The organism is Flavobacterium daejeonense DSM 17708 (assembly GCF_000425425.1).
Taxonomy (GTDB): Bacteria; Bacteroidota; Bacteroidia; order Flavobacteriales; family Flavobacteriaceae; genus Flavobacterium; species Flavobacterium daejeonense.
Window position 1 is genome coordinate 134,431 of the sequence record NZ_AUDK01000007.1, and the last position, 14,058, is coordinate 148,488.

Here is a 14,058-nt window from a genome sequence, read left to right on the forward strand (position 1 = left end):
ATTTTCTGCTCCTAATCCGGAAGGCAAAGTAATCTCTCTTAAACAGAGTTTAGGAAAAGTTACAATTATTGATTTTTGGGCTTCCTGGTGTGGTCCCTGCAGAAGAGAAAACCCTAATGTAGTGGCAATTTATAAAGAATTCCATTCTAAAGGACTTAATATTATAGGTGTATCACTCGATCAGGATGCAAGCAAATGGAAAGAAGCCATTGCTAAAGACAAATTAACATGGAATCAGGTTTCCAACTTAAAAGGCTGGGGAGACCCAATTGCCGCTCAATATAAAGTAGAAGCTATTCCTGCTACTTTCATATTAGATGCTTCCGGAAAAGTGGTTGCAAGAGACTTGAGAGGCGCTGAACTTCGAGCAAAAATCGAAGAACTTTTAGCAAAATAAATCTTTTTTAAGCTTAATAATAAAAAATCTCCCTCGTGGAGATTTTTTTATTTTATTCAAGACCAACACTTTAAAAAAAAGATTGAAAAAACATTGAAATTAACTGCAAAAAATGTTTGCAAACATCAAAAGTGTTCCTATATTTGCAACCGCTAAGCAACAGCAAGGCGCCGCTTTAAAGCATGGGAAGATACTCAAGCGGCCAACGAGGACGGACTGTAAATCCGTTGGGAAACCTTCGCAGGTTCGAATCCTGCTCTTCCCACAAAACGCTTCAAGAAATTGAAGCGTTTTTTTTTGCACTATTCCGGAAATGATTTTTATTTCTAAAATTCCTATTGAAACAATTATTAAATACATTTGTAAACCAAAGAAAAAATCAGTTTCAAATTCTTATCCTAAAATAATTATTTCATGCAAAATATCCCTAGTGTTAATTTACGTGATTTCCTTTCAAATGATCCGGTTCGAAAAGATAAATTTGTTAGTGAAATCGGAAGTGCTTTTGAAGACATTGGTTTTGTAGCCTTAAAAGGGCATTTTTTAGACCAGCAATTAGTAACCGAGTTATATAATGAAATCAAACAGTTTTTTAATTTGCCATTAGAAAACAAAAGAAAATATGAGTTTCCGGAGAACGGCGGACAAAGAGGCTATGTTTCTTTTGGAAAAGAACACGCTAAGGGACGCAAAGAGGGAGATTTAAAAGAGTTTTGGCATTTTGGTCAATATGTAGATCAAAATTCAAAATACGTAACAGAATACCCTGAAAATATCGTCGTAGAAGAATTACCACGTTTTAACACCGTAGGAAAAGAAGCTTATCAAATGCTGGAAAAAACGGGAATCTATGTTTTGAGAGCTTTGGCACTGCATTTAGGTTTAAACGAATTCTATTTTGACAATTATGCTAAAGAAGGAAATTCTATCTTAAGACCGATTCACTACCCTCCTATCACTTCTGAACCGGAAAATGCAATTAGAGCTGCCGCACATGGTGATATCAATTTGATTACGCTTTTGATGGGAGCTCAGGGCAAAGGACTTCAGGTTCAAAACCACAATGGCGATTGGATAGACGCCATTGCCGCCGATGACGAACTGGTTATCAATGTTGGAGACATGCTTTCCCGACATACTAATAACAAATTGAAATCAACCATTCATCAGGTGGTTAATCCGCCAAGAGAATTATGGGGAACATCCCGATATTCAATTCCGTTTTTTATGCATCCTGTGAGCGATATGTCTCTAAATTGTTTAGAAAACTGTATTGATGAAAACAATCCAAAATTATACGAAGATATTACAGCCGGTAATTTTCTATACGAACGTTTGGTTGATTTAGGATTAATCAAAAAATAACACCAATAAATCCCAATATTAAAATTACAAATTCCAATGAGTAACTTTTGGTATTTGGAGTTTAAAAAATTGAATTTTATTTTTAGCATAAAAAATTTATGGATTTACAAGACCAATTAAAAAACTTATTTCCGGATCATATTCCTGGCAACGAACCGGAAGAACCGGAAGAAACTGCACATGAATTATTGGTTCAAAAAGAACCAATGATTTGCAAATTTGAAAAGAGAAAAGGCAAACCGACCACCATTATCGAGGGTTATGAAGGCGATGACGAAGATTTTAAAATTCTGGCTAAAGAAATTAAAACCAAACTAAGCGTGGGCGGAAGTTTCAAAAATGGAGCCATCATTATTCAGGGTGATTATCGTGATAAAATCATGAAAATTTTGCAGGAAAAAGGCTTTAAAACCAAACGTGTTGGCGGTTAATAATTTTAGAATTTAGATTGCAGATTTTAGTTTTTTGCAAAATTAAAATTGTTTTAAAACTTAGAACCTTAGAAACTCAGTATCTCAATAACTTAAAAAATGATAGCAGCATCAGAATTAATTCTCAATCCCGACGGAAGTATTTACCATCTCAATCTTAAACCTGAAAATATTGCTCAGGATATTATTTTTGTGGGCGATCCGGATCGTGTAGAGAAAGTCACTGCTTATTTTGACTCTATCGAATTTAGTACTCAAAAAAGAGAATTTAAAACCCAAACCGGTGTTTATAAAGGCAAAAGAATTAGCGTCATTTCTACCGGAATTGGTCCGGATAATATTGATATTGTTTTGAACGAGTTAGACGCTTTAGTCAATATCGATTTCGAAACCCGAAAACCAAAAGAGATATTAACTTCGTTAAATATTATCCGAATTGGGACTTCGGGTTCGCTGCAACAAAATATTCCCGTGGATAGCTTTGTAATGAGTCAGTTTGCTATTGGTTTAGATAACATGCTTCGTTCCTATCAAATTAATTTAGTTTCAAACACCGAAATCGAAACTGCTTTTATCCAACAAACCAATTGGGATTTGCAAAAAGGAAAACCTTATGTAATCCGTTCCAGTGAAATTTTAGCAAAGAAATTTGATTCAACAGAAATTCACAAAGGATTTACAGCCACAGCAGGCGGTTTTTACGGACCGCAAGGCAGAGTTTTAAGACTCGATATTCAGGATGCCGCTTTGAATCAAAAAATGGATCAGTTCGAATACAAAGGTATTCCAATTACCAATCTCGAAATGGAAACCGCCGCTATCTACGGACTTTCGGCTCTTTTAGGTCATCAGGCTATTTCTTTGAATGCTATTATTGCTAATCGTGCCAATGGGACTTTTAGTAACAAACCTTATGAAACTATAGATAAATTGATTTCTTATACTCTAGACAAAATACTAAGAATTGAATAATTTAAAACGAGTTAAAGCTGTAGGATACAAAAAAAAATTAAAATGATATTAAGAATTGCAAGGCATACTAATAATTTACAACTCATAACAGAATTTTATACTCAAATTCTAGGATTAGAAGTATTAGGAAGTTTTGAAAATCATTGTAATTATAACGGATGCTTTTTAGGAAAATCAAATCTCAACTGGCATTTAGAATTTACAGAATCTGACGAATTAGCAAATCACCATTTTGATGATGATGATTGCATCGTTTTTTATCCAGAGACAACTGACGAATACAACTATTTAATCGCATCAATTAAAAACAACAATATTAACTTTGTTATTCCTAAAAACCCTTACTGGAAGGACAACGGAAAAATGATTCTGGATCCTGATGGTTTTAGAATTGTAATATCACATTTAAGAATAAAAATGAATATAACCATAGAAACCAAGCGTTTAATTCTTAGAGAGTTACTTCCTTCTGATGATGAAGGAATGTTTCGTTTGGATTCAAATCCAAATGTTCATGAATTTCTTGGTAATAAACCTGTTGTTTCAATTGAAGAAAGTCAAAAATATATTGATTTTATCAGAAAACAATATGTAGAAAATGGAATTGGTAGATATGCAGTCATCCTCAAAGAAACAAATGAATTTATAGGTTGGTGTGGGATTAAATTTATTACAGAATTTGAAAATAATCATGTTAATTTTTACGAAATAGGATATAGATTTATAGAGGATTATTGGGGATATGGATTTGGGTATGAATCTGCAAAAGCCTGGCTTGATTATGGTTTTAAAACATTGAAAATTAAAACTATTTATGCTTCAGCACATATTGAAAATATGGGTTCACGTAGGATACTTGAAAAAATTGGTATGCAGCAAAAAAATGAATTTGACTCTGAGGGTATTAAATGCATTTGGTATGAATTAGAAAATAAAGCAATATGAAAACAATAAAAATAGCCGGAGTACCGGAACACTTTAATTTGCCTTGGCATTTGTGTTTGGAAAACAAAGAATTCGAAACGCAAAATATTGATTTACAATGGACCGATATACCGGAAGGAACCGGAAAAATGTGTCAGATGTTGCGTGACGGAGAAACGGATATTGCGGTAATTCTTTCCGAAGGAATTGTTAAGGATATTATGGATGGCAATCTGTCAAAAATTGTTCAGATTTATGTTGATTCGCCTTTGATTTGGGGGATTCATGTGGGCGCTCGATCCAAATTTCAAACCCTTTCCGATTTAGAAAATACCAAAGCAGCTATTTCAAGATTAGGTTCCGGTTCGCAATTAATGGCTTATGTAAATGCTAATAATCAAAATTGGAATACCGAAAAACTGCAATTTGAAATTGTAAATACCATTGACGGAGCTGTAAAAGCACTAACAGAAGAAACAGCCGATTATTTCATGTGGGAACGTTTTATGACCAAACCGCTGGTTGATAATGGAACTTTTAGAAAAATTGCCGACTGCCCTACTCCCTGGCCTTGTTTTGTAATTGCGGTTCGAAACGAAATTTTAGAAAAAGAACCTGAAACTATTCACGCGATTTTGAGCATTATCAATAAAAAAACAGCTTCTTTCAAATCGCTACCGGAAATTGATATTATTTTAGCTAAAAAATACCATCAAAAAACAGTTGATATTCAGGAATGGCTTTCGTTAACCGATTGGTCTCAAAACCAATTATCTGAAGAAATGTTAAACAAAATTCAAAATCAATTACTGGAACTTAAAATTATTGATAAAATAGGTACATTTGATGAAATTGTTAAAACCGTATAGTTTTACCATTTTAAACTCGCATGATAAATTTTAAGCAACTTACTTTTCAAAATATAAAACAAAAACTTCAGGTCAAGAAGCCTTGGGATGATGTGATTATCTTTGTTTTAAACATTTTGATTAGTATTCCGGCGTTTATCATTGCGCATCAAAACTTAATTGAATTTAACTGGCCATTTAATTTAGACCGCTTTTTATTATTCCTTTTTATCATCATTGGCATTCAATTAATACTGCGCTTGCTTAGAACCATCATTATAATTTGTATTGCGGTTTATATTTTGGTTCTTTTGTACGGCACTTTATCCGGGAATTATGGTTTTCAAAGCGTTTTTGAAGATTATGATTCGATGATTTATACCATGTCCGACAATCCTTTTCCGCAGGACATTATCATTTCAAAATTATTACCTTTTCCTAATAAGTCTGAAATTCAAAATGCTATTGAATATCAAAATCCAAAAGTTCGAAATTTTGCGGTAATGGCTGTCAATAAACATTTTAAGGATGTTAAAGGCTATTCGGATTACCGAACTATTATTCAGTGTTTTGCTGTTTTTAAAGAAATTAACAGTCGCTGGAATTATGTGAGCGACCCAAAAGACGGCGATTATATAGCTACCGCCAGCGAATCTTTGCAATTCTTATCCGGCGATTGTGACGACCATTCTATTTTAATGGCAGCCTGCGTTCGCGCCATTGGAGGAACTCCCAGATTAATTCATACTAAAGGACACATTTATCCCGAAATTTTAATCGGAAGTATGAACGACCTGGAAACCGTAAACTTTTTAATTAAAAACAAATTGTTCCCAAAAGAAAGTTACGGCAAACAATTGCATTATCATATTGACGAGCGCAATCAAATATGGCTGAATCTGGATTATACGGCCAAATATCCCGGAGGACCGTTTATGTCGGAAGAAATTCTGGGAGCTTTGACTCTGAATTAAAATTATTTTTCTTTGTGTAATTTGCTCAGAATTTCAAAAGAGCGCAATCGAGCTTCGTGTTCGTAAATCGCACTCGAAACCATTAATTCGTCAATTTGTGCAAACTCAATAAAACGATTCAAATCGTCTTTAATTTTTTCCGGGCCACCTATAAATGTATATTGGGTCATTTGTTGTAAAGCGGCTTCTTCCATTGCATCTCTAAAATCATCTTCTGGTTTTACCGGCGGTTTCAGCTGTTCTCTTTTACCTGTAATTATTCCCCAAAATAAACGCTTAAAAGAAGTCGCTAATTTTTGTGCTTCATAATCGGTATCTCCGGCAATGACATTTACACAGGCAATTACATACGGTTTTTTTGACTTTTCTGAAGGTTTAAAATTATTTCTGTAAATAGTCAGTGCTTTATACAATTGTGCCGGTGCAAAATGACTCGCAAATGCATACGGCAATCCCATTGAAGCCGCCAGATAAGCACTATCAGTACTCGAACCTAAAATCCAAATAGGAATATCCAAACCTTCTCCCGGAATCGCACGCACTCTTCCGTTTTTATTTCCTTCTGAGAAATACAATTGTAATTCTTCCACATTAGCCGGGAATTCCATCGCGGCGTGTTCGTCTCTTTTTAAAGCCGCAGCCGTAAATTGGTCTGTTCCCGGAGCACGACCCAATCCTAAATCAATCCGATTCGGGAAAAGCGTAGCCAAAGTTCCAAATTGTTCCGCCACAACAAGCGGAGCATGATTAGGAAGCATAATTCCTCCTGAACCCACTCTTATAGTTGAAGTTCCTGAAGCAATATGACCAATCAAAACTACCGTAGCACTACTCGCCACGCCTTGCATATTATGATGTTCGGCAAGCCAAAAACGCTCATAGCCCCATTTTTCTGCTTTTTGTGCCAAATCCAAACTGTTTTTAAAAGTATCAGATGGATTTCCGCCATCTCTGACTATTGCTAAATCGAGTACAGAAATTTTAATTTGGGAAAGTTTTTCTGAAGCCATAAAAATCATCTTATTTTGGAAACACAAAAATAAGCATTGTATCCATGCTTTACCCTCAAGGAAATACTAATGCTAAGTTAAATTTGAATTTTGGAATAAAAAAAAACTCCTTAATTGCTTAAGGAGTTTTTGGTGGGCGATACGAACCTGTTTTCGAACCATTTTTTGCAGGATTTGAAGAAAATATCATTTTGACTTTACTTTTATGATTATACTTAGTTATATAACTATTGTTCTTATTATTTTTATAAAATTAATCTGAAAAAAATATTAGAAATAAAGACTAAATAAATTACTTTTGTGCGAAAAATAAGTGTGTTTAAAATTATACAAATGAAAAAAGAAGTTCTAAAATGGATTATTCCATCACTATTCTTTGTAAGCTGTTCATCAGTTGGGCATTTACAAACGGAAGATGTTACTACTAATAATCTACCCAAAACTGATTCAGAAAAAATTCTAGTTTATTCTACAAAACCTAATCAAAATATAAAATTTGATGTATTGGGGCAAGTAATTGCTTGTGCAGATGCAGGTCAGAATACGAAAATCTCTGTTGATTTATTAAAAAAAGAAGCTGCTTTGCTCGGGGCTGATGCGATAATTGATCTTAGATTAGAAATAGGAATGGGAAATTGGTCAAATTCTATTAAAGCATCCGGAACGGCAGTAAAGATAAAATAAACTCCTAAAAAATATTTAGATGAAAAATATACTATCAACATTAGTTTTATTAATAACCCTCAGTAGTTGTTCTATTTCAGCTTATTATGCTCAAGATGAATCTGCAAAATATAATCCTACGACAATAGAAAATATTAAATTATATTCAAATGATATCAATAAAGAGTATACTGTATTAGGGAGTATTGCAGTTGATGCTGCGGGTAGTTCTACATCTGCAGAAAAATTATTAAAGAAAAAAGCTTCTAAAATCGGAGCTGATGCGATTATATATTGCAAGCTGACCAAGCTAAACTCAGTAGCTCAAAGAACAGGTATTTCGGGAGTTGCTGTGAAATATAATTAAGTTTTGAAGATTAATTCGATGTTCTAAAAACTTTTTTTGACTATAAAAAGAGTTTTTTCATATAAAAAAATGGAAAAACCTTTTTAATAAGTAGTTAATTGAATTATAAATTTATTTTTAATACAACCTTGCAAAGTTCGAACCAATAAAATCAACGGGAATAGTACTTAGCGGAAATCATAAAAAATAAAGGAAATTTCAGAACCATAAAAAAACCTCTAAAATCAGTGACTTTAGAGGTTTGTTAAAATTTTGTGGGCGATGAGGGGTTCGAACCCCCGACCCCCTCGGTGTAAACGAGGTGCTCTGAACCAGCTGAGCTAATCGCCCTATTTTAAAAATAAATCTTTCGATTTGTGGGTAATGAGGGGTTCGAACCCCCGACCCCCTCGGTGTAAACGAGGTGCTCTGAACCAGCTGAGCTAATCACCCTTTGCGCTATCATTTCCTGATTGTGAATGCAAAAATACAGCTAGATTTCGTATTTGCAAGCAAAAATGAAAAATAAATTAATAAAAATTTAAACTTATTTTCTTTAACATTCAAAAACAGATGATTAAGCAATATCTTCAACCGCACTTTTTTTTGCAATCACTCTCTGATAATAGTATTTTTGTAATCTAATTTCAAATTAAATGGCAAGATTCAAAGAAAATGATTTACCTAAATCAAAAATTACCGCAACTTCACTCAACAAAGCCAAAATAATTTTCAAATATGCCGGCAATAACAGTTGGAAATTCTATGTAGGACTCCTGTTTTTATTATTGACCAGTGTTACAGCCCTAGCTTTTCCAAAATTCATGGGAATGCTTGTTGATTGTGTCAACAAAAAAGATGCTTCATTAGCCAACCAAATTGCTTTAGGACTTGGATTAGTTTTAATTTTACAATCTGTGTTTTCATTTTTCAGATTGTCATTATTTGTCAATTTTACTGAAAACACCTTGGCAAATGTTCGTTTAGCCTTATATACCAATTTAGTTAAACTCCCAATGACTTTCTTTTCTCAAAAACGAGTTGGAGAACTAAACAGCAGAATCAGTAATGACATTACACAAATTCAGGATACATTAACCACAACGATTGCCGAATTTCTACGTCAGTTTATATTGATCATCGGAAGTTTTGTAATGCTGGCCAGTATCAACATCAAATTGACGGTTATGATGGTTTCTATTGTTCCGTTAGTGGGAGTTGCTGCGGTTCTTTTTGGGCGGTATATTCGAAAATATTCTAAAAAAGTGCAGGATCAGGTTGCCGAAAGCCAAGTAGTTGTTGAAGAAACCATGCAGGGAATTAGCATCGTAAAAGCCTTTGCGAATGAATGGTATGAAATTGCACGTTACAGAACTAAAATCAAAGAAGTCGTTAAAATTGCCATCAAAGGCGGACAATTAAGAGGATATTTTGCTTCATTTATTATCATTTGTTTATTTGGAACAATTGTAGCGGTGGTATGGTACGGCGTACAATTGAGTATTGCAGGCGAAATAACCGTTGGTGAACTTTTTACCTTTATTTTATACTCCAGTTATGTAGGTGCTTCTTCGGGTGGAATTGCCGAACTATATGCTCAGGTTCAAAAAGCGATTGGTGCTACCGAACGTGTTTTTGAATTATTGGATGAAAAACCGGAAAAAATCAATGCGGAAGCGCATATCCCTAACATCGAAAAAATCAAAGGAAATGTTAGCTTTCAAAATGTCGCTTTCAGCTATCCTTCGCGTAAAGAAATCCAGGTTTTAAAAGACGTTAATTTCACGGCCGGTTCCGGACAAAAAATTGCCGTTGTAGGATCTAGTGGTGCCGGAAAATCGACTATTGCTTCCTTGTTGTTACGCTTTTACGATATAGACGAAGGAAACATTCTTATTGATGATAAAAACATTTATGATTACGACTTAGAAAATCTACGTGGGAATATGAGTATTGTTCCTCAGGATGTTATTTTATTTGGCGGAACTATCCGAGAAAATATTGCTTACGGAAAGCCAAACGCCACTGATGAAGAGATTTCTTTAGCAGCAAAACAAGCCAATGCTTTAAACTTTATCGAAAGTTTCCCTGAAAAAATGGATACTATTGTGGGAGAAAGAGGAATCAAACTTTCCGGTGGACAGAGACAACGTATTGCTATTGCCCGTGCTTTATTGAAAAACCCAAGTATTTTAATTTTGGATGAGGCTACTTCTTCTTTAGATAGTGAAAGCGAAAAATTAGTTCAGGAAGCATTGGAGGTTTTAATGGAAGGAAGAACCAGTATTATCATTGCACATCGTCTTTCAACTATTCGTTCCGCTGATCAAATCTTAGTAATTGATAATGGGGTAATTAGCGAACAAGGAACTCACTCAGAATTAATCAATTTAGAAAACGGAATTTATAAAAATCTAAGTAATTTACAGTTTAGTAATTCGTAAAAATAACAAGCACAAAAAAAGGGATGATTTGAAAATCATCCCTTTTTTATTGGTTTCATCAGAAGAATTACCCTCTAATTAATTTTCTGTATTTGATACGTTTTGGAGTTAAATCACCTCCCAAACGTTTCTTTTTATTCTCTTCATATTCTGTAAAACTTCCTTCAAAGAAATATACTTCCGAGTTTCCTTCAAAAGCTAAAATATGCGTACAAATACGATCTAAGAACCATCTGTCGTGAGAGATTACTACAGCACAACCTGCAAAATTTTCCAGACCTTCTTCTAAGGCACGCAAAGTATTTACGTCTAAGTCATTCGTAGGCTCATCCAGTAACAACACGTTTCCTTCTTCTTTCAAAGTCATTGCCAGGTGCAAACGGTTACGTTCCCCACCGGAAAGCATCGAAACTTTTTTGTTTTGGTCACTTCCGCCAAAGTTAAAACGACTTAAATAAGCACGTGAATTTACCTGACGACCTCCCATCATAATTAATTCCTGACCATCGCAAAAGTTTTCCCAAATTGATTTTTCAGGATCAATATTAGAATGCGATTGATCTACATAAGCAATTTTAACGGTATCCCCTACTGTAAACTCTCCGCTGTCTGTTTGTTGTTCACCCATAATCATTCGGAAAATAGTCGATTTACCGGCACCATTTGGTCCAATAACTCCCACGATTCCCGCCTGAGGCAAGGTAAAATTCAAATTGTCATACAATAATTTATCACCAAATGCTTTGGCTACATTCTTAGCTTCAATTACATTAGTTCCTAAACGCGGACCATTAGGAATGTAGATTTCTAATTTCTCATCCAATTGTTTTTGATCTTCGTTTAATAATTTATCGTAGTTTTGTAAACGTGCTTTTTGTTTCGTTTGACGGCCTTTAGCTCCCTGACGTACCCATTCCAACTCACGTTCCAACGTTTTTCTTCTTTTAGAAGCAACTTTTTCTTCCTGCTCTAAACGTTTTGATTTTTGATCCAACCAAGAAGAATAATTTCCTTTCCATGGAATACCCTCTCCTCTATCCAACTCCAAAATCCAACCTGCTACGTTATCCAGGAAATAACGGTCGTGCGTCACAGCAATTACTGTTCCTGCATATTGCGCTAAATGTTGCTCTAACCAAAGTACAGATTCTGCATCCAAGTGGTTGGTAGGCTCATCCAAAAGCAATACATCTGGTTGTTTCAACAACAAACGACATAATGCTACACGACGACGCTCTCCTCCAGAAAGGTTTTTTATTGGAGTGTCACCATCCGGAGTACGCAAAGCATCCATAGCAATTTCTAACTTGGTATCAATTTCCCAAGCTCCCAAAGCATCAATTTTATCTTGTAAAACTGCCTGACGCTCCATGAGTTTATCCATTTTATCCGGATCAGAATAATTTTCTTCCAAACCAAATAAATCATTGATTTTGTTGTACTCGTCTAATACTGCCATAGTTTCGGCAACCCCTTCCTGAACTACTTCTAAAACGGTTTTAGAATCATCCAATTCCGGTTCCTGCTCTAAATAACCTACTGTATAATTGGGAGCAAAAACTACATCTCCCTGATAATTTTTATCAACTCCTGCAATGATTTTTAAAAGTGAAGATTTACCTGAACCATTCAAACCTAAAATACCAATTTTAGCTCCATAGAAGAAACTTAAATAGATATCTTTCAACACTTGCTTGTTGCTGCTTGAGTAAGTCTTACTCACTTTTGACATTGAAAATATTACTTTCTTATCGTCTGACATTTGTATTGTGTTTTTAATTTTAAAAAGAATACAAATATAGGATTATTGCAGAAATAATAAATAAATTGAAAGACATTCGGTTTTAATTTTTTTTATTACTATTTCAACTGATATTCTTTATCTGACAAGGTTTTCATAAAGGTTACCAAAGCTTTCATTTCCTTAGGAGATAACTCTAATTTATCCGAAGGTAAAGTTTGATTTTCTATATTTAAACCTAGACCAACTCCTCCGCCTTTATTATAAAAATCCACGACTTCTTCTAATGTTGTAAAAACACCATTGTGCATATAAGGAGCTGTAACTGCAACATTTCGCAAAGAAGGGGTTTTAAAAGCATTTTTTAACTGAGGCATTTGATATTGAAGATACCTACCTAAATCCGGGCTGATTTTCTTTCCATTTTTATCAGCAGGAGTTCCTATCACTTCCTGTTCTGTTTTTTGAAAATTAGGCGGAACAGTTCCATTAAACAATGGAATAAAATGGCAGGTAGCACATTTGGCTTTACCGGCAAAAAGATTAAATCCTAATTTTTCTTCGACAGTAAAATTATTCGAATCACCACGCATGTAGCTATCAAATTTACTATCAAAGGCATTTAAAGAACGAATATAACTAGCTAAAGCATTTTGAACTTGCCATTCTTCTATTTTCTTTGATTTTGGAAAAGCTTTTTTAAATAACTGCTGATATTTTTTGTCGGTATTTAAAACAACAATTGCTTTAGAAATACTGCCATGCATTTCATCTTTATTCTGAATAACATCTAAACTTTGTTTTTCCAAATCCAATTGTCGCATATCCCAAAATTGAGCGTTTTGCAAAGAAGCATACGTTAGTGTTGGTGTATTTCTGTTTAAAAGATTTCCGCTTAGCGATTGATTTGTTTTCAAGCCATCTGTAAAAGCATTTTCAGGATTATGACAACTCGAACAGCTACGCGTATTACTATTTGAAAGTGAATTTTCATAAAACAATTGCTTCCCTAATTCAGCCTTTGCAGTTGAAAATTGATATTCTTCCGAAGGAATAAAAGCATTTACATTAAAAGCTTTCTTATCAAAAACAGATGTAGCTTCAGGATTAACAACACTATTCCTGTTACTTTTTTCTATTTTATTAATTTTTTGAAAAGCAACTAAGTTTTTACTAATCGGATTAAGAAAGTTTTTAATGAAATAAACCCTGTCAAAAGTCTTAAAATCAGTATTGTTTAAACAAAATTTCTCTGCATTATCAATCAGGTTTGTTATTTCTTTTTCACACTTAACAGATTGCGGATTATCGAAACTCATTTTTGAAAATAATGTTTTCAAAGATGTCAAACTCACAACAGCTTCCGGAACTGACTGAAAAGCAATTGGTGAATCAAAACCAGTGATTCCCAAAGATAAAATTCGATTTACTTCCATTTTTGCAGCGTCCATGATATGTGAATTAGAAACACTAATTGCACCGAAATGTTGCTCAATTTGCTTTAAATTTCCATTTAGAATCTTAATTTTTCGAACTAATTCCTCTTTATTTTCAATTGAATATTTCGGATAAATAAGTTCTTCAATGACCTGAAAGCCATTAGGCGGAAAAAAGGTGTTTTCGGCAACCTCTAATTCGTCTAATGCGGGTCCGTTAATAAAACGAGCCGGATCTGGAGCAAAATATTCTACCGCCCACTCTATTTTTTTATATTCCAAACGAGCCTGATTGAAGGCTAGTTGTATCTTTTTTTCATCATTACTTTGCTCCGCAACTTTCTCAAAATCTATAACTTTTTGATTTAGTTTTTGGATATTCAAAATCAATTCTTCCTGAATTGATAAATCTGTATATTTTTTTTCACATGAGCTAAGCAGCACAATAAATGCTAAGCTTAAAATAAGTAATCTGACGTTTCTCCAATTATTGGTATGCAATTTCAT

12 protein-coding genes, 3 tRNA genes and 1 pseudogene are annotated in these 14,058 nt (G+C 34.1%); 11 read left to right on the plus strand and 5 right to left on the minus strand.

The window, feature by feature from the left end; all coding sequences use genetic code 11:
• Window position 1: 1 nt before the first annotated feature.
• The 8 genes and pseudogenes from H599_RS0108120 to H599_RS0108155 all read left to right on the plus strand — a co-directional run.
• Window positions 2–397, plus strand: a pseudogene (locus H599_RS0108120) (TlpA family protein disulfide reductase); the annotation flags it as partial.
• A 184-nt stretch (window positions 398–581) separates the two neighbouring features.
• Window positions 582–662, plus strand: a tRNA-Tyr gene (locus tag H599_RS0108125).
• 149 nt (window positions 663–811) lie between these two features.
• Window positions 812–1,762: an isopenicillin N synthase family dioxygenase gene (locus H599_RS0108130; protein WP_026713676.1), complete on the plus strand. Its 951-nt coding sequence runs from the start codon at window positions 812–814 to the stop codon at window positions 1,760–1,762.
• Window positions 1,763–1,860: 98 nt separating this feature from the next.
• Window positions 1,861–2,193, plus strand: coding sequence for a translation initiation factor (locus H599_RS0108135; protein ID WP_026713677.1), 333 nt, complete (start codon window positions 1,861–1,863; stop codon window positions 2,191–2,193).
• Window positions 2,194–2,292: 99 nt separating this feature from the next.
• The gene (locus H599_RS0108140) at window positions 2,293–3,165 is read left to right on the plus strand and encodes a nucleoside phosphorylase (protein WP_026713678.1); all 873 of its coding nucleotides are present in this window, start codon (window positions 2,293–2,295) and stop codon (window positions 3,163–3,165) included.
• Between the two features lie 42 nt (window positions 3,166–3,207).
• Window positions 3,208–4,110: a GNAT family N-acetyltransferase gene (locus tag H599_RS21190; RefSeq protein WP_155960762.1), complete on the plus strand. Its 903-nt coding sequence runs from the start codon at window positions 3,208–3,210 to the stop codon at window positions 4,108–4,110.
• Complete coding sequence (locus tag H599_RS0108150) at window positions 4,107–4,958, plus strand: substrate-binding domain-containing protein (protein ID WP_026713680.1); 852 nt, start codon at window positions 4,107–4,109, stop codon at window positions 4,956–4,958. The genes H599_RS21190 and H599_RS0108150 overlap by 4 nt, the downstream gene beginning before the upstream one ends.
• A 20-nt stretch (window positions 4,959–4,978) precedes the next feature.
• A complete protein-coding gene (locus tag H599_RS0108155; protein ID WP_026713681.1) occupies window positions 4,979–5,911 on the plus strand; it encodes a hypothetical protein in 933 nt (310 codons plus the stop codon).
• A 2-nt stretch (window positions 5,912–5,913) separates the two neighbouring features.
• On the opposite strand, the gene H599_RS0108160 is transcribed toward H599_RS0108155, so the two are convergent.
• Window positions 5,914–6,921 (minus strand): LLM class flavin-dependent oxidoreductase, encoded by a 1,008-nt coding sequence (locus H599_RS0108160; protein WP_026713682.1) that lies wholly within the window; start codon window positions 6,919–6,921, stop codon window positions 5,914–5,916.
• Between the two features lie 333 nt (window positions 6,922–7,254).
• Between H599_RS0108160 and H599_RS0108165 the strand changes: the two genes are divergently transcribed.
• Together H599_RS0108165 and H599_RS0108170 are read left to right on the plus strand one after the other, a co-directional pair.
• Complete coding sequence (locus H599_RS0108165) at window positions 7,255–7,605, plus strand: heavy metal-binding domain-containing protein (RefSeq protein ID WP_026713683.1); 351 nt, start codon at window positions 7,255–7,257, stop codon at window positions 7,603–7,605.
• Between the two features lie 19 nt (window positions 7,606–7,624).
• Window positions 7,625–7,951, plus strand: a complete 327-nt coding sequence (locus H599_RS0108170) for a hypothetical protein (RefSeq protein ID WP_026713684.1) — start codon at window positions 7,625–7,627, stop codon at window positions 7,949–7,951.
• Window positions 7,952–8,206: 255 nt separating this feature from the next.
• Here H599_RS0108170 and H599_RS0108175 read toward each other — a convergent pair.
• Together H599_RS0108175 and H599_RS0108180 are read right to left on the minus strand one after the other, a co-directional pair.
• Window positions 8,207–8,281, minus strand: a tRNA-Val gene (locus tag H599_RS0108175).
• 27 nt (window positions 8,282–8,308) lie between these two features.
• Window positions 8,309–8,383 (minus strand) — tRNA-Val (locus H599_RS0108180).
• A gap of 203 nt (window positions 8,384–8,586) precedes the next feature.
• Here H599_RS0108180 and H599_RS0108185 point away from each other — a divergent pair.
• Complete coding sequence (locus H599_RS0108185) at window positions 8,587–10,374, plus strand: ABC transporter ATP-binding protein (RefSeq protein WP_026713685.1); 1,788 nt, start codon at window positions 8,587–8,589, stop codon at window positions 10,372–10,374.
• A 67-nt stretch (window positions 10,375–10,441) separates the two neighbouring features.
• On the opposite strand, the gene ettA is transcribed toward H599_RS0108185, so the two are convergent.
• Together ettA and H599_RS0108195 are read right to left on the minus strand one after the other, a co-directional pair.
• Window positions 10,442–12,136, minus strand: coding sequence for an energy-dependent translational throttle protein EttA (ettA, locus tag H599_RS0108190; RefSeq protein WP_026713686.1), 1,695 nt, complete (start codon window positions 12,134–12,136; stop codon window positions 10,442–10,444).
• 98 nt (window positions 12,137–12,234) lie between these two features.
• Entirely contained in the window at window positions 12,235–14,058 is a 1,824-nt protein-coding gene (locus H599_RS0108195; RefSeq protein WP_051590682.1) for a cytochrome-c peroxidase, read from the minus strand.